Here is a 14,876-nt window from a genome sequence, read left to right on the forward strand (position 1 = left end):
CGCGCCGTGGCAACGTCAAACGCATAGCCTCTTTTCCAGCCCGCCGGCGCTTCACAAAGCCGCGACCCGCCGCGCCGTGTCCGGCCCCAAGGCGCTGGTCCCGGGTATCCAAACCAGCAGCCTCTGAAGAAACGATCTGGCAAGTTTGGCACATAGATTGTCAAATCTGCCAATTCTGACTTTTGCCGGCCGACCGTAGGTTCCGCCGCGCTGACGCAAGTCTCAGCACGGTCTGGCCGGGGCTCAGACTGTTGGCCTCGGATCGTTTGTTATGGAGACCGGCATGAAAGCAATTGTATTTGACGCCATCGGTTTGCCGCGCGACGTGCTCTATGTGAATGACCTGCCGTTGCCACGGATCAGCGACGGCGAGGTGCTGGTCAGGATGGTCTCGGCCTCGATCAATCCGGGCGACTTCCTGTTTATCCAGAACCTCTATCCCGAACCGAAGAAGCCGCATTTTCCCCGGCAGATCGCCGGAAACCATGGCGCCGGCATCGTCGAAGCCGTTGGCGAGAACGTTCGGTTGGAACCGGGGATGCTTGTCGCGTTCAGCTATTATGGCAGCTGGGCCGAGTACGCCGCCATTCCCGCCGAATGGCTGATCCCGTTGCCTGCCGGCTATCCTGTCGAACGCGCCGGGCAGATGGTGAACCCCATTACCGCGTGGGATCTGCTGGTGGATTCCCGTGTGCGGCCTGGCCAGTGGCTGGCTGTCACGGCCGGCTATTCGTCAATTTCGACAATGGTGATGCAGTTCGCCCAACGACGCGGCATCAACGTCATCGCGCTTGTGCGGCGCTCGCACCAAAGATTCGATCTGAAGACGCTTGGCGCCGCCGCCATTCTTGACCTTTCGGAGTTGAAGACAAGTATCCGGGAAGCCGTGATGGATATCACTGGTGGCGCCGGATTGAACGGGATTATCGACAATGTCGGCGGACCTGTCAGCGGCGAATTGATCCGCACCCTGACGCTCGGCGGGCAGATGGTGATCAATGGCGGCATGAGTGCCGAGCGCTTCGAACTGCACAATTTCGATGTGTTGCTGAGCGGCGTCGAGATCAGGGCGAATATCTATCGCTATTTCTTTTCGCCGCCGGTCGAAGCCGACCGGCCTGTGCTACGCGAGATCATCGACATCTTCGGCCAGCCCGGCTTCCACGTTCCTGTCGGCGGTCTCCACGTGCTGACCGAGTTCAAGCTTGCCGTGGCAGACAGCCTGGATCGCGCTGATCTTGGAAAACAGATTTTCAGGATGTAGCCCGCTCACGACACCGAAGCTACGTCGCGATCCGTCTTGTCACGTCTTCCAGCCAGTGATCGCTTATACCCAGTGCTTCGAGGTGCTCCAGCGTGCTGAGCACGTAATCCTCATTCCTCCCCGACTGGCCGACGGCGCCGCGGACGACGGCCGCCGCCTCGGCCGCGTCGAGCGCGCCGGCATATTGCTCATGGCTGCGGTCGACAACGTAGGCCACGGCCTCCACCGTCTCGCCCCCATTGGTGCCGCGCCTGTCCGTCTCCTCGTTATCGAGGCGAACGCGGAGCACACGTTCGAGATAGACGTTGGTGACCAGCTCGCGTTCGCGCAGATAGGTGATGACCTCGTTGCGCAGCTCGCCTGGAACCCGGAACGCCAGCCCGATGCAGGAGCCTCCGCGGTCGAGGCCGAGCACCAGGCCCGGCCGTTCGCGCGTGCCGCGATGCACGAAAGAATAGACGCAGAGCGAACGGCGGTAGCCATGCAGGCGGGCGCGCCGCGTCTCGACATGTGCGAATCCCGGTCGCCAGATCAGTGAGCCGTAGCCAAAAACCCAAAAATCGCCCATATCGCCAAGCCTGATTGTGACGACCACCTCACCGGTGGTGTTTCAGTCCGTCTACCTGTTGGTGCCGCAAGCGACAGCCCGCCCGTGCCACCCCGCGTTAACGAAAGCCGCAGCATGACGTCAAGTGACGAGCGCCCGCCGCCCAGCCAACGTCGCCGCCTGTTGTGGCTTGCCGCTTTCATCCTCGTGCTGTTCGGCATCTACAGCGCCGGCTGGTTCTACCTGGCGGACCTGGTCGAGAGCGCCACCAAAAAGGCGGTCGCCGATCTCGACGACAAAGGCATCAAGGCCGACTGCGCCAATCTCGCGGTCAGCGGCTATCCCTTCAGCTTCACCGTTTCCTGCGACAGCCTGGCTTACGAGGACGACAGCCGCAACATCGCGGCATCGACAGGCAAGATCAACGCCGCCACGCAGATCACCCGGCTTCTGTCGCCTGCCGCCGAGCTCAGGGGGCCGCTCAGGACCTCTGTTCCCGGCATGACCCCGCTCTGGATCGACTGGGATGATCTGCGGGCCGACATGAAGCTGTCCTGGCCGCTGCCGAGGCGCCTCTCGCTGCAGGCAGAAGGCCTGTCCGGCCAGACCGATCCGGCAGACGACACCGATCCCGTCTCGCTGTTCAGCGCCGGAACCGCCACCGGACAATTGCGCCCAAACGGCCCGGACATCGACTATGCCGGCAATTTCACCGATCTTGAAATCGACGCGGCGGCCATCGGCGGGCGCGTCTTGCCGCCGCTCGACGGCAGCGGCGACGTCACGCTGAAAAACGGCGTGACACTGATCAAGGCAAATCCGAAGAGCCTGCGCGGCCAGGCGGCCGAAATCCACGAGCTCGATCTGTCGTCCGGAACTGCGCGCATCAGCGTTTCCGGACCGCTGTCGGTCGATGACGACGGTCTCATAAATGCCGACCTGACGATCAGGCTCAATGATCCAAAGGCCGTGGCGGCAATCCTCGCCACCGCCATCCCCGAGCAAAAGAAAGAGATCCAGACCGGCTTTGCCGGACTGGCGCTCCTCGGCAACCAGCCGTCGATGCCGCTGAAGATCGTCAGGGGCAAGGCCTCGCTCGGCTTCATCCCGCTCGGCAAGATCAAGCCGCTCGATTAGAGCAATTCCAGGAAAAGTGTGAAACGGTTTTCCGTCCGGAATTGCGCAAAACAAAGAGATAGAGCCGTTCGGCGTTTCTGTGAAACGATGAACCGCTCTAAGCCAGGCCGGCCTGCGATCGGCCTGCCGCGGCTTATCCCTTCGGCGGGTGTTCGACTGCCTGGCGGCCGAAATCCGGTACGTCGATATCCTGGCCGGCCTCGATGATCGAGCGGCGGACGGCGCGGGTGCGGGTGAACAGGTCGAACAGTTTTTCGCCGTCGCCCCAGCGGATCGCCCGCTGCAGCGAGGACAGATCCTCGGAAAACCGCGCCAGCATTTCGAGAATGGCGTCCTTGTTGTGCAGGCAGACGTCGCGCCACATGGTCGGGTCGGACGCCGCGAGACGGGTGAAGTCGCGAAAGCCGGAAGCCGAGTATTTGATGACCTCGGACTTGGTCACCGACTCCAGATCGTCGGCGGTACCGACGATGTTGTAAGCGATGATATGCGGCAGGTGCGAAACGATGGCCAGCGTCATGTCGTGATGCTGCGGGTCCATCGTGTCGATGTTGGAGCCGCAGCGGCGCCAGAATTCCGAGAGCTTTTCCAGTGCTGCGGGATCGGTGCCGGGCAGCGGCGTGAAAATGCACCAGCGGTTCTCGAACAGTTCGGCAAAACCGGCGTCCGGTCCCGATTTTTCGGTGCCGGCCAAAGGATGGCCGGGGATGAAGTGCACGCCATCAGGCACGTGCGGCTGCATCTGCGCGATCACCGACGCCTTGGTCGAGCCGACATCGGTGAGGATGGCGCCCTTCTTCAGCGCCGGCGCGATCTCCGCGGCGACCGTACCGGAAGAACCGACCGGCACCGAAACGATAACCAGATCAGCATCGCGAACCGCCTCTTTCGCATCCGTCGTATAGGTGTCGCCAAGGCCGAGTTGGCTCGCCCGTGCCAGCGTCGCTTCGCTGCGCGTCGAAATCGCGATTTGGCCGGCGAGCCCCTCGCGGCGGATGACGCGGGCCAGCGACGAGCCGATCAGGCCGATGCCGACCAGCGCGATTTTTTCGAACATCGGTGATGTCATGGTGTTCTAGCTTTTCAGGAATGTCGCGAGTGCTGCGACAACGCCGCGATTGGCCTCTTCGGTGCCGATGCTCATGCGCAGCGCGTTGGGAAAACCGTACCCGGAAACGCGCCGCAATATGTAGCCGCGCGCACTGAGGTAGTCGTCGGCGGCCGCCGCCGAATGCTTTTTGTCCTCGGGAAAGTGGATGAGGCTGAAATTGCCGACGCTCGGTGTCACCCGCAGCCCGAGCCCGCTTAGTTGCTCGCTCAGCCAGGCTAGCCAGGTCTCGTTGTGCGCGACGCTGCGTTCGATATGGGCGCGGTCGTGGATCGCCGCGATGCCGGCCTCGATTGCCGTTGCATTGACGTTGAAAGGCCCGCGCACGCGGTTGATCGCGTCGATGACGTGCATTGGCGCATACATCCAGCCGATCCGCGCCCCGCCCAGGCCCAATTTGGAGAAAGTGCGGGTCATGACCACGTTTTCCGCGCTGGCCACCAACTCGACGCCGGCTTCATAATCGTTGCGCCGGACATATTCGGCGTAAGCTGCATCCAGCACCAGAAGCACGTTTCGCGGCAGGCCGGCATGCAGGCGGCGCACCTCCTGGAACGGCACGTAGGTGCCGGTTGGATTGTTTGGATTGGCAAGGAAGATGATCCGGGTAGCCGGCGTCACCGCGGCGAGGATCGCATCGATGTCGGCGCGTTCATCGGTCTCCTTGACCGTCACCGGGACGGCACCGGCCGACTGTATGTAGATCTTGTAGACCATGAAGCCGTGTTCGGTGATGATGGCTTCGTCGCCGGGTGCGAGGTAGGTCTGCGCCAGCAGGCCCAGAATCTCGTCGGAGCCGTTGGAGCAGACGATGTTCGCCGGGTTGAGCCCGTGCACCTCGGCGATCGCTTCCCTCAGGCGCCTGGCGCTGCCGTCGGGATAGACCGCGAGCTTGTCGGCGACCGCGCGCGCGGCCTCTATCGCCTTTGGCGAAGGACCGAGCGGGTTCTCGTTCGCCGACAATTTATGGACCTTGGCGACACCTTCAGGCGCCGCGCTCTTGCCGGGCACATAGGCTTCGATGTCCATGATGCCGGCGCGGGGCCTTGGACGTGTCTGATCCGGTGTCTGGCTCATTTCATGAAATCCGTCGAGAGTGCCTCCATCCGGAAGCCGCAGCGGAAATACAAGCCGTGGCCCGGAATGTCGAGGGCCGGCAATTCGGGATCAAGAACTTGCCGTTGACGAAGCCATGCGCGAGTCATAGAAGAACGGCTACAGTTCCGTGGTGATTTGGCCGGTCGGCTTGCAGCCACGTTAAACAACTTGCTAAAGGGCCGTTTGCATCTTGTAACCGGCTTTGCGAAGGCATGGCCGGTTTTTTGTTGCCCGGACCGGTGGACAACTGAAGGCCGGGCAAGGAGATGTGATGGTCGCTTTGCGCGCTCGAAAAACCAATAACGAGGCCGACCAGCCGTCGAGCCCGGTGTTGCGTTTCGGCGCCGACAAGCCGCTCAAGCTCGACGCCGGCACGCTGCTGTCGCCGTTCCAGATCGCCTACCAGACCTATGGCACGCTCAACGACGCGCGCTCCAACGCCATCCTCGTCTGCCATGCGCTGACCGGCGACCAGCATGTCGCCAACACCAATCCGGTGACCGGCAAGCCGGGCTGGTGGGAAGTGCTGATCGGTCCCGGCAAGATCATCGATACCGACCGTTTCTTCGTCATCTCGTCAAACGTCATCGGCGGCTGTCTCGGCTCTACCGGCCCCGCCTCGACCAATCCCGCCACCGCCAAGCCCTACGGGCTCGACCTGCCGATCATCACCATCCGCGACATGGTGCGGGCGCAGTTGATGCTGGTCGAGCATTTCGGCATCGAACAGCTGTTCAGCGTGCTGGGCGGCTCGATGGGCGGCATGCAGGTGCTGCAATGGGCCTCCAGCTATCCGGAGCGCGTCTTCTCGGCGCTGCCGATCGCCACCGGCGCCCGCCATTCCTCGCAGAACATCGCTTTCCATGAGGTCGGCAGGCAGGCGGTGATGGCCGACCCCGACTGGCATGGCGGCAAATATTTCGAGCATGGCAAGCGGCCGGAAAAGGGGCTGGCGGTGGCGCGCATGGCCGCCCACATCACCTATCTGTCGGAAGCAGCGCTGCACCGCAAGTTCGGCCGCAACCTGCAGGACCGCGAAGCCCTGACCTTCGGTTTCGATGCCGACTTCCAGATCGAGAGCTATCTGCGCCATCAGGGCATGACCTTCGTCGATCGCTTCGATGCCAACTCCTATCTCTACATGACACGGGCGATGGACTATTTCGATCTCGCCGCCGACCATGGCGGCCGGTTGGCCGATGCCTTCGCCGGCACCAAGACGCGCTTCTGCCTGGTTTCGTTCACCAGCGACTGGCTGTTCCCGACCGAGGAGAGTCGCTCGGTCGTGCACGCGCTGAACGCGGCCGGCGCTTCGGTCTCGTTCGTCGAGATCGAGACCGACCGCGGCCACGACGCCTTCCTGCTCGACGAGCCCGAACTGTTCGCCGCCATCAAAGGCTTCATCGCCTCGGCCGCCCGGGCAAGAGGGCTTGGCGCATGACCCCGAAAGGTTGCAGGCTGTTCGGATCAGGACCATGCGCCAGGCATCAGCGCATGACCCCGAAAAGTTGCAGACTTTTCGGATCAGGATCATGTGCCGAGCAAGAGCCGAAGGCATGAGCGTCAACCGCGCCCAGCGCGTCGACCTCGAAGTCGTCGCCGATCTCATCCCGCCGCAGTCGCGGGTGCTGGACGTCGGTTCCGGCGACGGCCTGCTGCTCGAATTGCTGCAGGAGACCAAGAAGGTCGACGGTCGCGGGCTGGAACTGTCGCAGCGCGGCGTCAACGAATGCGTGGCGCGCGGCCTGTCGGTTATTCAAGGCGATGCCGACAAGGATCTCCAATTCTATCCCGACAAGGGTTTCGACTTCGTCGTTCTGTCGCAGACCTTGCAGGCGACCCGCAATCCGAAGCTGGTGCTCGACGAACTGCTCCGGATCGGCAACCGCGCCATCGTCTCATTCCCGAATTTCGGCCACTGGCGGGTGCGCCTTTCGCTGCTCTTCAACGGCCGCATGCCGGTGACCAAGGACCTGCCCTATTCCTGGTACGACACGCCCAACATCCATTTCTGCACCATTCGCGACTTCGTCAATCTGTGCGACGAGCTTGGCGCGACGGTGGAAAAGGCAACCGCGCTCGACGCCAACGGCCAGCGGATCGGCTTCTCGATGCCGTGGTGGTTCTGGAATTTTTTCGGCCAGCAAGCGGTATTCCTGCTGAAACGATAGGTTTGACAGGCAGAAGCAACGAACCTCAGACCTGCGCAAGAAACCATATTTTCAATTTTCAATCCAATGAAGTTGCCCGGCATTCTTTGTTGCTTTAACAGGTCTCAAACGGGTTGGTTTGGGGGAAGCAATGAAGACGTTAGTCTTAGCAACAGCTTTGATGTCGGCCACTTTGATTTCCGGATGCACGACGTCGAAGACCGATTTCCAGAATGGACAAGTCGCGTTGAGCGGCAGCCCGGCGCTGAAACGGCAGGCGATCCAGCGGTGCATGACCAAATTCAAGATGCGGTTCGGCAAGGTTGAAAGGGCAAACCTCGCCGCGCTCATGAACGTCCCGGATGCCGGATTGGAACACACGTTCTGCACGCGATTGATGAACGGCTTCGCGAACGGGAGGATCAACTACTCGGATTACCTGGCTGCATTGTCGCACGGCGACATGTCCAACGCGATCAAGGTGCTGCAGGGGCGGTGAAGCTGCCGATGCAGACGCGATCCAAATTCGGTGCCGCCAGATGGATGGCGGCACCATAGACGCCGGTTGTACCCGATCATTCCCTCTATTCAAGCACGTCCGTGGCCTTGTGCGGGTGCTGGACGCCATCAACGAAGACCACGTCGGACCGGGAATTGCCGGTACGCAGCGGCAATATCTCCTGATAGGCGGGCGAGTCGTACCATGCGCGCGCCTGCTGCCTATCGGGAAATTCGATGATTATGAGATAGCCCGGCCAGGTGTTTTCAACGACTTCCACCTCGCCTCCGTGCACCACGAAGCGGCCGCCAAACGGTTCCAGCGTGGCATCGATCTTGTGCAGGTACTCGACGATCTGCGGTCCCGGCGTGACCTGGCGCATATGGGCGACGGCGTAGGCGGTCATGGCGTAACTCCTTGTGGTCGAAGGCCGGACAACCGGCTTGATGGGAGCAGTTTGCCGAGACGTCGCGCACAGGTCGATTACCCCCGAGGTAATGACACTGAATACAAAACCGACGCGCCGCTGCCGTCAGCGGAAAGATATTTCCGCCTGGCACCGATGATTTCCACCCACCTGCGCTGTCCTTATCGATGAGCGCGCCTGGATGGTCCGGCGGCCGGGAATAGAGAGGTGATCCATGGGATCGTTGCAAAATCAGAATGTCGTCGTCGTCGGAGGCAGCCGTGGTGTCGGCCGCTCCATCGCGGAGGCCGCCCTCAAGGAGAAAGCGACGGTGCTGGCCGTCGCCCGCGGAAAACAGGCCCTGGCGCAATTTGCCTGGGAGGTCTCGGGCGTGAAGACGCTCGCGGCCGATGCTACGATGGACTCCGCCCCGGATAAGGTCTTCGCCGCGCTTGAGCCGGACGTACTGGTGATCTGCGCAGGTGCGCTGGCGCCTTCTGCGCCGGTGCATGAACAGAACTGGAAGGCGTTCTCGGCAAATTGGGACACGGACGTCAAGGCGTCGTTCCTGTTTTGCCGGGCCGCTCTGCGGCGTCCGCTCAAGCCGGGGACCCGGATCGTTCTGATCTCCAGCGGCGCGGCCTTGACCGGCGGACCACCGAACGCCGGCGGCTATGCTGGCGCAAAACGCATGCAGATGTTCCTGGCCGGTCATAGCCAGAAGGAGGCCGACCGGCTTGGCCTCGGCCTGCGCTTCATGGCGCTCGCGCCGATGCGCATCATGCCGGAAACCGGCGTGGGCAAAGCCGGCGTCGACAGCATAGCGGCCTATATGGGCATCCAGCCGGCGGACTTCATCGCCGCCATGACCGACATGCAAACGCCGGCCGATGTCGGACGGGCGGTGGTCGCACTCGCCACCGGCCAGCCGCAAGGCAGTTCCTTCATGGTGAGCGGTAGCGGGCTTGCCCCGGCCGCCTGAGGGGCGCGTAATGCAACGCTCGCTCGTAACCGCACAAGCCACATGACAGACGCTCAACCACCTCTGGAACCATCACGCCAGCCGATCCTCGATCGGCTGGCCTTCGAGAAGGTCACGGCCGCGCATCGCCGCGAGCTCAAGCTGCATTGTTATCGCATGATGGGTTCGCTGCACGAGGCCGACGACCTCGTCCAGGACACGTTGCTTCGCGCCTGGCGCGCAAGATCGGAGTTCGACGGGCGAGGTTCGGTTCGCGGTTGGCTCTACATGATCGCGACCAACGCTTGCCTCAACGCCATCAAGGCGAGGTCGAGGGCGCGTCGCATTCTCCGGGAACCCGGACGGCCGCCCTCGCACGGGGCGGCCATAGGCGGGCCGGTAGCCGACATCGCCTGGCTGGAGCCCTACCCCGACGCCGAGCTTCCAGACGTTGCCGGCAGCGAGCCAGGTCCGGAAGCCCGTTACGAGAGCCGCGAGGCCGTCCAGCTCGCCTTCGTCGCGGCGATCCAGGATCTGCCGCCCAGGCAGCGCGCCGCGCTGCTGCTTGCCGACGTCCTCGGATGGTCGGCTGTCGAGACGGCGCGTTTGCTGGGCGGATCGACGGCTTCGATCAACAGCGCGTTGCAACGGGCCCGCGCAACGCTGGCGGCGCGCTATCCTCAGGGACGGCCGGCCAGCCGATCACGGCCCAGCCCCGAAGAAGGCCTGCTGCTCGAACGCTACATGCAGGCCTGGCAGGCCGCCAATCTCGACAGCTTGATCGAGCTGCTGCGTGAGGACGCCATCTACACCATGCCGCCTTGGCGTGAATGGTATCAAGGCCGCGAAGCGATCCGCGGTTTCTTCGAGACCGTCTGGCCTAAGTTTGGCGGCTTCCGCACACTGGCCACCCGCGCCAATGCCCAGCCGGCGGTCGGGGTTTATTCCCGCAGCCACGACGGCCCTGAATGGCGGGCCCATTCCCTGCATGTGTTCGACGCAGCCGAGGGCGGGATCGCTTCCTTGACGATCTTCATAGGGCCGCTCGGGCCATCTCTGTTCCCGGCCTTCGGCCTGCCACCAGCCTAGCTTACCCCTGGGCCAGCCTTATCGGTCAAGTTCCGGGAAATAGGGGTCCGAGAAAAACCTTCGGTCGCGCTCACCTTGCAGGCAGTCGATCGGTGCGTCGATGCGGATCGTCCTCGGATCCACCTTGGGATACTCGATGCCGCTGACCTCGAGGATCAGTTTGCGGCGAGTGGCGGTGGCGAATTCGGAAGCAGCATAGATCGGCAGCACGAACGAGCCCGGCCCGCCGGTAACGCATTCGGCATAATACCGGTCGAGATGGCTGAAGGTGGGTGACGGGCTGACCAGGATCGGCAGCCCGTTGATGACGATGCCCTTCGCCAGTGCCGCATCGCGTGCCGTTGTGACCGGCAAGCCGGTGTTGTTTGGGCCGTCCCCCGAGACGTCGATGACGCGGCGTTTGCCGGTGAAGGCCGTGCCGTCGAAAAGCTCGGCGCCGAAAGCCACAGCACCGGAAATCGAGGTGCCGCGAAAGCTCCTGAACGGGCGGGCCGCGATCTTGTCGGCGAAAGCGTTGGCGCTCTCCTTGCTGTCGACGACCTGCCAGGCAATGACCGCATCGTCGCGGATGGTGCCGGCCCATTCAAAATAGGCGATGGCGATGCGGCCGAAGGTGCCGGCACGCACGGCGTTGATGAAGTCGGGGTGGCGCAGCGCCGCGACATAGCCGGCGCGCTGCAGGGCAAACTCCCTTTCATCCATCGACTGCGAGATGTCGACGGCCAGCACCAGCTCGACATCGACGGCAATTGCATTGGCCGGCGCGGCCGCAGGTGCCGCCGGGGTGCAGGCAAGGCAGGCGAGCAGGGCGAGTGCGTCAAGCATGGCCGATCGGAACGTTCCCATCTGAAACGATCGCGACAGTTTTTCGCCGCGATCGCGGCGAAATAAAGCTTGCCTTCTATTTCTTTCGGCCGGTCGAGGCGATCGCCGGGGGCGGTTCGATGGCACCTGCCCTGATACGGGCCGGCTTGAGTGGCGGTTGGCCGGCATCCTTGACGATGGTCAACGCCCGCCGGAAAAAGCGGGCATTGTGCTGGCCGCGGCCGATATTGAGGATCGCGGCGTCGGGAAGGCGCTTCTCCAGCATCGACAGCACTTGCCTCAGCGTTGGGCCGTCGAACGCGTCCAGCGCCTCGTCGATGATCACCCATTTCGGCCGTCGCAAGGCCAGCCTGGCAAAGGCCAGCAGACGCTGCTCGTCGTCGCTGAGCTCACGCTCCCAGCGCGCCGAGCGATCGAGCGAGGACGACAGGCGTTGCAGCCCGACATCGGCCAGCACCTCCGAGATCTCGGCATCGCTCGCCTCCGCCGCGCCGTCTGAATGGTTGAGCACCTCGCGCAGCTTGCCGAGCGGGAAATAGGGGGTACGCGGAACAAAGATCGGCGCTTCTCCGGCCGGCATGCCGATCCGTCCGCTGCCCCATGGCCACAGACCGGCAATGGCCCGGAAGAACAGCGTCTTGCCGGCGCCCGGATCTCCGGTGATCATGACCCGGTCGCCGGCGCGGATTTCGACATGCGGCTCGGCAAGCTTGGTGCATCCCTCCGGCGAGGCGACCTCGAGTTTCTCGAAGGTCAGGCTGCCGTCCGGGTTTTCGCCGAACGAAATGCGCCTTTCCGTATGGTGCAGCGCGTCGGTGTCGGCAAGCGCGATGCGGAAGTCGGCGACCCGCATCAGCGTAGCGCGCCAATCGGCGATGCCGCCGATATTGTTGATGAACCAGCGCAGCGAGGAATGAACCTGGTTGAAAGCGCCGACTGCCATCATCAAGCCGCCAAAGCTGATATCGCCGGCGAAATAGACCGGTGAGGCGACCAGGATCGGCGCGACGACAGTGATCCAGCCATAGGTGTCGGTAACCCAGGAAAGATTGATCTGGGCGCTGTAGATGCGCCGCATGGCGCCCAGCACCATGCCGAGATCGAATTCGAGCCGACGCCTGGCATCGGCCTCGCCATGCGCGAGCGCGATGGCATCGACATTCTCGTTGACGCGAACCACCGAGGAGCGCAGCTCCGCTTCACGCGTATAGCGATCGTTGTTGAAGCGGATCAACGGTCGCCCGACCAGCCAGCTCAACCAGGAGGCGGTGCCGGCATAAAGGATCGCCGCCCAGACCATGTAGCCGGGTATGGCCAGCGAATGGCCGCCTATGTGGAAGACGAAGCCGGAGGACAGCGACCACAGGACCCCAACGAACGAGGCAAGCAGGATGCAGGACTGCAGCAGGCCGATGCCAAGACCGGTGGAAAGATCGGAGAGATGCCCGGCATCCTGCTGCAGGCGCTGGTCGGGATTGACGCCGATGGCGCCGGCATGGGTCAGCCGGAAGGCACGCGCCGGCCGCATCCATTCGTCGATCAGGTCGAGCGTCAGCGCCTCGCGCAGCTTCAGGCGGAGCATCTGGTCGAGCCAGGTCTGGCCGACATTGAGCACCACAAGCCCGCCGGCGATGCCGGCAAAGACCAGAAGCTGATGCAGGAAAGCCGGCATGTCGCGCCGCGCCAGCGCGTCGTAGAAAGGCTGGTTCCAGCGATTGAGCAGAACCTGCCCGATCGAGCTCGCCACGATGACGGCGACGATGCCGATCGCTGCCCAAAGCAATTGTTTTCGCACTGGCGAGCTGGTCAGTGCCAATTTGATTGTTGCCAGCTGCTCACGCAGGCTGCTGGCCTCGATCGACGTGGCAAGCTTCTGGGCGCTGGCCTCGACATCCGGAAGATCAGCCATGAGTGGATCCTTGCATTCGGAAGCGATGCTGAAACCCGGTCATAGAATCGACCGCGTATGCCTTCAATCGGGCAGCCAACCCGTCCGCGGCAGACAATGCATGTCGCGCAAAAGTGTGCAGCGGTTTTGCGATAACGACATGCATAAAACAACAACCTAAAGCGCGTCGTACGAGGCCGGTCTAATGCGACGCGCTTTTGGTGAGAAAAAGCCTGCGTCGGATCACGAACGCGTCATCCTGGCGGCGCCGGACGTTCGGCCCGCGACAGCCCGGCCAAGCGTCGGCGCGCCATGCGGCGAGAGAACCGGCACGAAGACGCGGCGGGACGCGCGCTGGGCAACCGGCACGCCTTGATACAGCCGCTTCTGCGCCTCGACGACAATAACGCCCGAAAAGATCGGCCAGAAGCGCCGGCCGGCGCGTTCCAGCACATTATGGAACTGCATCATGAAACGTCGCGGCGACGGCGGGAAGAACAGCGCATCGGACCACGCCGCCGGCGTGAAATTCGCTTCGCGCAGCAATTCGGTCAGCTGGCCGCGCGAGAACGGCCGGCCATTGCCGAAAGGCGTATGCTCGAAGCGTGCCCAGACGCCGCGCCGGTTCGGCACGACGATGACGACACGGCCGGCCGGCGACAGCACCCGCCAGATCTCGTTCAGCGTCTCGCGTGGGTTCTCGACATGTTCGAGCGAATGGACGAGCAGCATGCGGTCGATGCAGGAATCAACCAGCGGCAGTTCCTCGTCGAAGACCAGGGCGGTCGCCGTCGGCCCGGTCGCCGGCCAGACCACCGCGCCCTGCGTTGCCGGCATGAAGGCAAAGACGCGCTCGGCATCGCTGCCGAAGCGCTCCAGCCACGGCAAGGTGTAGCCGAGGCCGACCAGCCGCTCGTTGGGCACGACGGCCCATATCGAGGACAGCGCCATGGTGATCGAGCGTTCGGCCAGGCGGCCGAGCGTGGTCGAATAAAACGAACGGAGATCGACAATGTCTGAATGCATGCGCGGAACGGTAGCTTCGAAGCAGTCCAAGTTCAACAAAGGCAGATGACATCGGCTGGCAGGCGCCCTATGTCTGCGGCAACAAAGGGAGAGATGCGATGCCGGTCGAGATCGAACAATTCATGTGCCGCAGCGACAATTTCGGCGTGCTGGTGCACGACCCGAAAAGCGGCCAGACGGCGCTCATCGATGCGCCCGAGGAGGCGCCCATCCTGGCGGCGATCAAGCGCACCGGCTGGACCCCGACGATGATCCTGACCACTCACCACCATCTCGACCACGTCGAGGCCAATCTGGCGCTGAAGGAGCGTTTCAAGCTGCGCATTGTCGGGCCGGAAGCCGAAAAGGCAAAGATTCCCGGCATCGACGAAACTGTCGAGCAAGGCTCGGTCGTCCATCTCGGCGACGAGCGGATCGAGGTCATCGCCACACCCGGCCATACCGCCGGCCATGTCACCTATCATCTGCCGGCGTCGAAAGTGGCTTTCGCCGCCGACACACTGTTTGCGCTCGGCTGTGGGCGGCTGCTCGAATGCAAGCCGCCGGTGATGTACGAATCCCTGAAGAAGCTCGCGGCGCTGCCGGCCGAGACGGTCGTCTATTGCGGCCATGAGTATACGCTGGCCAATGCCCGTTTCGCGCTCACCGTCGACCCGACCAATTCGGCGCTGAAAGAGCGCGCCGCCAAGGTCGAGGCGCTGCGTGCCGACGGCAAACCGACGCTGCCGACGACCATCGGCGAGGAACTGTCGACCAATCCGTTCCTGCGCTGGCACGATCCGGCGATCCGCAGGCATCTCGGCCTGGAGAAGGCCTCCGACGCCGAAGTGTTCGCCGAGATCCGCAAGCGCAAGGACAATTTCTGAGCGGCGCCAGGA

16 protein-coding genes and 1 riboswitch are annotated in these 14,876 nt (G+C 63.2%); of the genes, 8 read left to right on the top strand and 8 right to left on the bottom strand.

Annotated elements, in window-relative coordinates:
* Positions 1-283: 283 nt before the first annotated feature.
* Positions 284-1,264 carry a quinone oxidoreductase family protein gene (locus NKI08_RS07270; RefSeq protein WP_352768100.1) on the top strand — a complete coding sequence of 327 codons (981 nt, stop codon included), beginning with the start codon at positions 284-286 and terminating at the stop codon, positions 1,262-1,264.
* A gap of 19 nt (positions 1,265-1,283) precedes the next feature.
* Here the strand turns inward: NKI08_RS07270 and NKI08_RS07275 are convergent, their stop codons facing one another.
* Positions 1,284-1,832 carry a gamma-glutamylcyclotransferase gene (locus tag NKI08_RS07275; RefSeq protein WP_352683087.1) on the bottom strand — a complete coding sequence of 183 codons (549 nt, stop codon included), beginning with the start codon at positions 1,830-1,832 and terminating at the stop codon, positions 1,284-1,286.
* Positions 1,833-1,946: 114 nt separating this feature from the next.
* Here NKI08_RS07275 and NKI08_RS07280 point away from each other — a divergent pair, with 114 nt between their 5' ends.
* Positions 1,947-2,948, top strand: a complete 1,002-nt coding sequence (locus NKI08_RS07280) for a DUF2125 domain-containing protein (protein ID WP_352768103.1) — start codon at positions 1,947-1,949, stop codon at positions 2,946-2,948.
* Positions 2,949-3,081: 133 nt separating this feature from the next.
* On the opposite strand, the gene NKI08_RS07285 is transcribed toward NKI08_RS07280, so the two are convergent.
* Together NKI08_RS07285 and hisC are read right to left on the bottom strand one after the other, a co-directional pair.
* Positions 3,082-4,017, bottom strand: a complete 936-nt coding sequence (locus NKI08_RS07285) for a prephenate/arogenate dehydrogenase family protein (RefSeq protein ID WP_352471433.1) — start codon at positions 4,015-4,017, stop codon at positions 3,082-3,084.
* A gap of 6 nt (positions 4,018-4,023) precedes the next feature.
* Entirely contained in the window at positions 4,024-5,133 is a 1,110-nt protein-coding gene (hisC, locus tag NKI08_RS07290) for a histidinol-phosphate transaminase (protein WP_352768107.1), read from the bottom strand.
* A gap of 138 nt (positions 5,134-5,271) precedes the next feature.
* Positions 5,272-5,349, top strand: a riboswitch (SAM riboswitch).
* A gap of 76 nt (positions 5,350-5,425) precedes the next feature.
* Here hisC and metX point away from each other — a divergent pair.
* Both metX and metW read left to right on the top strand, forming a co-directional pair.
* Entirely contained in the window at positions 5,426-6,595 is a 1,170-nt protein-coding gene (metX, locus tag NKI08_RS07295) for a homoserine O-acetyltransferase MetX (RefSeq protein WP_292661143.1), read from the top strand.
* 115 nt (positions 6,596-6,710) lie between these two features.
* Positions 6,711-7,325, top strand: coding sequence for a methionine biosynthesis protein MetW (metW, locus tag NKI08_RS07300; RefSeq protein ID WP_352471435.1), 615 nt, complete (start codon positions 6,711-6,713; stop codon positions 7,323-7,325).
* A gap of 51 nt (positions 7,326-7,376) precedes the next feature.
* Here the strand turns inward: metW and NKI08_RS07305 are convergent, their stop codons facing one another.
* Positions 7,377-7,598, bottom strand: a complete 222-nt coding sequence (locus NKI08_RS07305; protein ID WP_352768111.1) for a hypothetical protein — start codon at positions 7,596-7,598, stop codon at positions 7,377-7,379.
* Here NKI08_RS07305 and NKI08_RS07310 point away from each other — a divergent pair.
* On the top strand, positions 7,597-7,803 hold the full coding sequence (locus NKI08_RS07310) for a hypothetical protein (protein WP_352483502.1): 207 nt from the start codon (positions 7,597-7,599) through the stop codon (positions 7,801-7,803). The two genes, NKI08_RS07305 and NKI08_RS07310, sit on opposite strands and share 2 nt — an antisense overlap.
* 85 nt (positions 7,804-7,888) lie before the next feature.
* On the opposite strand, the gene NKI08_RS07315 is transcribed toward NKI08_RS07310, so the two are convergent.
* Positions 7,889-8,209 (bottom strand): DUF1330 domain-containing protein, encoded by a 321-nt coding sequence (locus NKI08_RS07315; RefSeq protein ID WP_352768114.1) that lies wholly within the window; start codon positions 8,207-8,209, stop codon positions 7,889-7,891.
* A gap of 235 nt (positions 8,210-8,444) precedes the next feature.
* Between NKI08_RS07315 and NKI08_RS07320 the strand changes: the two genes are divergently transcribed.
* On the top strand, positions 8,445-9,191 hold the full coding sequence (locus NKI08_RS07320; protein WP_352683094.1) for an SDR family NAD(P)-dependent oxidoreductase: 747 nt from the start codon (positions 8,445-8,447) through the stop codon (positions 9,189-9,191).
* A 42-nt stretch (positions 9,192-9,233) separates the two neighbouring features.
* Positions 9,234-10,259, top strand: a complete 1,026-nt coding sequence (locus tag NKI08_RS07325; protein WP_352768118.1) for an RNA polymerase subunit sigma-70 — start codon at positions 9,234-9,236, stop codon at positions 10,257-10,259.
* An 18-nt stretch (positions 10,260-10,277) separates the two neighbouring features.
* On the opposite strand, the gene NKI08_RS07330 is transcribed toward NKI08_RS07325, so the two are convergent.
* The 3 genes from NKI08_RS07330 to NKI08_RS07340 form a co-directional block, all read right to left on the bottom strand.
* Positions 10,278-11,084 (bottom strand): DUF1194 domain-containing protein, encoded by an 807-nt coding sequence (locus NKI08_RS07330; protein ID WP_352616064.1) that lies wholly within the window; start codon positions 11,082-11,084, stop codon positions 10,278-10,280.
* A gap of 76 nt (positions 11,085-11,160) precedes the next feature.
* A complete protein-coding gene (locus tag NKI08_RS07335) occupies positions 11,161-12,993 on the bottom strand; it encodes an ABC transporter ATP-binding protein/permease (RefSeq protein WP_352768121.1) in 1,833 nt (610 codons plus the stop codon).
* A gap of 222 nt (positions 12,994-13,215) precedes the next feature.
* On the bottom strand, positions 13,216-13,998 hold the full coding sequence (locus NKI08_RS07340; protein WP_352768123.1) for a class I SAM-dependent methyltransferase: 783 nt from the start codon (positions 13,996-13,998) through the stop codon (positions 13,216-13,218).
* A 98-nt stretch (positions 13,999-14,096) separates the two neighbouring features.
* On the opposite strand from NKI08_RS07340, the gene gloB reads away from it, so the two are divergent.
* Positions 14,097-14,864: a hydroxyacylglutathione hydrolase gene (gene gloB, locus NKI08_RS07345; protein ID WP_352471442.1), complete on the top strand. Its 768-nt coding sequence runs from the start codon at positions 14,097-14,099 to the stop codon at positions 14,862-14,864.
* Positions 14,865-14,876: the final 12 nt, after the last annotated feature.

It is taken from the genome of Mesorhizobium sp. M0768 (assembly GCF_040320195.1).
Lineage (GTDB): Bacteria > Pseudomonadota > Alphaproteobacteria > Rhizobiales > Rhizobiaceae > Mesorhizobium.

Coding starts and splice junctions, on each gene's coding strand:
- NKI08_RS07270 (WP_352768100.1), top strand. CDS start 284: ATGAAAGCAATTGTATTTGACGCCATCGGTTTGCCGCGCGACGTGCTC.
- NKI08_RS07275 (WP_352683087.1), bottom strand. CDS start 1,832: ATGGGCGATTTTTGGGTTTTTGGCTACGGCTCACTGATCTGGCGACCG.
- NKI08_RS07280 (WP_352768103.1), top strand. CDS start 1,947: ATGACGTCAAGTGACGAGCGCCCGCCGCCCAGCCAACGTCGCCGCCTG.
- NKI08_RS07285 (WP_352471433.1), bottom strand. CDS start 4,017: ATGACATCACCGATGTTCGAAAAAATCGCGCTGGTCGGCATCGGCCTG.
- hisC (WP_352768107.1), bottom strand. CDS start 5,133: ATGAGCCAGACACCGGATCAGACACGTCCAAGGCCCCGCGCCGGCATC.
- metX (WP_292661143.1), top strand. CDS start 5,426: ATGGTCGCTTTGCGCGCTCGAAAAACCAATAACGAGGCCGACCAGCCG.
- metW (WP_352471435.1), top strand. CDS start 6,711: ATGAGCGTCAACCGCGCCCAGCGCGTCGACCTCGAAGTCGTCGCCGAT.
- NKI08_RS07310 (WP_352483502.1), top strand. CDS start 7,597: ATGACCAAATTCAAGATGCGGTTCGGCAAGGTTGAAAGGGCAAACCTC.
- NKI08_RS07305 (WP_352768111.1), bottom strand. CDS start 7,598: ATGCACCGCTGGATCGCCTGCCGTTTCAGCGCCGGGCTGCCGCTCAAC.
- NKI08_RS07315 (WP_352768114.1), bottom strand. CDS start 8,209: ATGACCGCCTACGCCGTCGCCCATATGCGCCAGGTCACGCCGGGACCG.
- NKI08_RS07320 (WP_352683094.1), top strand. CDS start 8,445: ATGGGATCGTTGCAAAATCAGAATGTCGTCGTCGTCGGAGGCAGCCGT.
- NKI08_RS07325 (WP_352768118.1), top strand. CDS start 9,234: ATGACAGACGCTCAACCACCTCTGGAACCATCACGCCAGCCGATCCTC.
- NKI08_RS07330 (WP_352616064.1), bottom strand. CDS start 11,084: ATGCTTGACGCACTCGCCCTGCTCGCCTGCCTTGCCTGCACCCCGGCG.
- NKI08_RS07335 (WP_352768121.1), bottom strand. CDS start 12,993: ATGGCTGATCTTCCGGATGTCGAGGCCAGCGCCCAGAAGCTTGCCACG.
- NKI08_RS07340 (WP_352768123.1), bottom strand. CDS start 13,998: ATGCATTCAGACATTGTCGATCTCCGTTCGTTTTATTCGACCACGCTC.
- gloB (WP_352471442.1), top strand. CDS start 14,097: ATGCCGGTCGAGATCGAACAATTCATGTGCCGCAGCGACAATTTCGGC.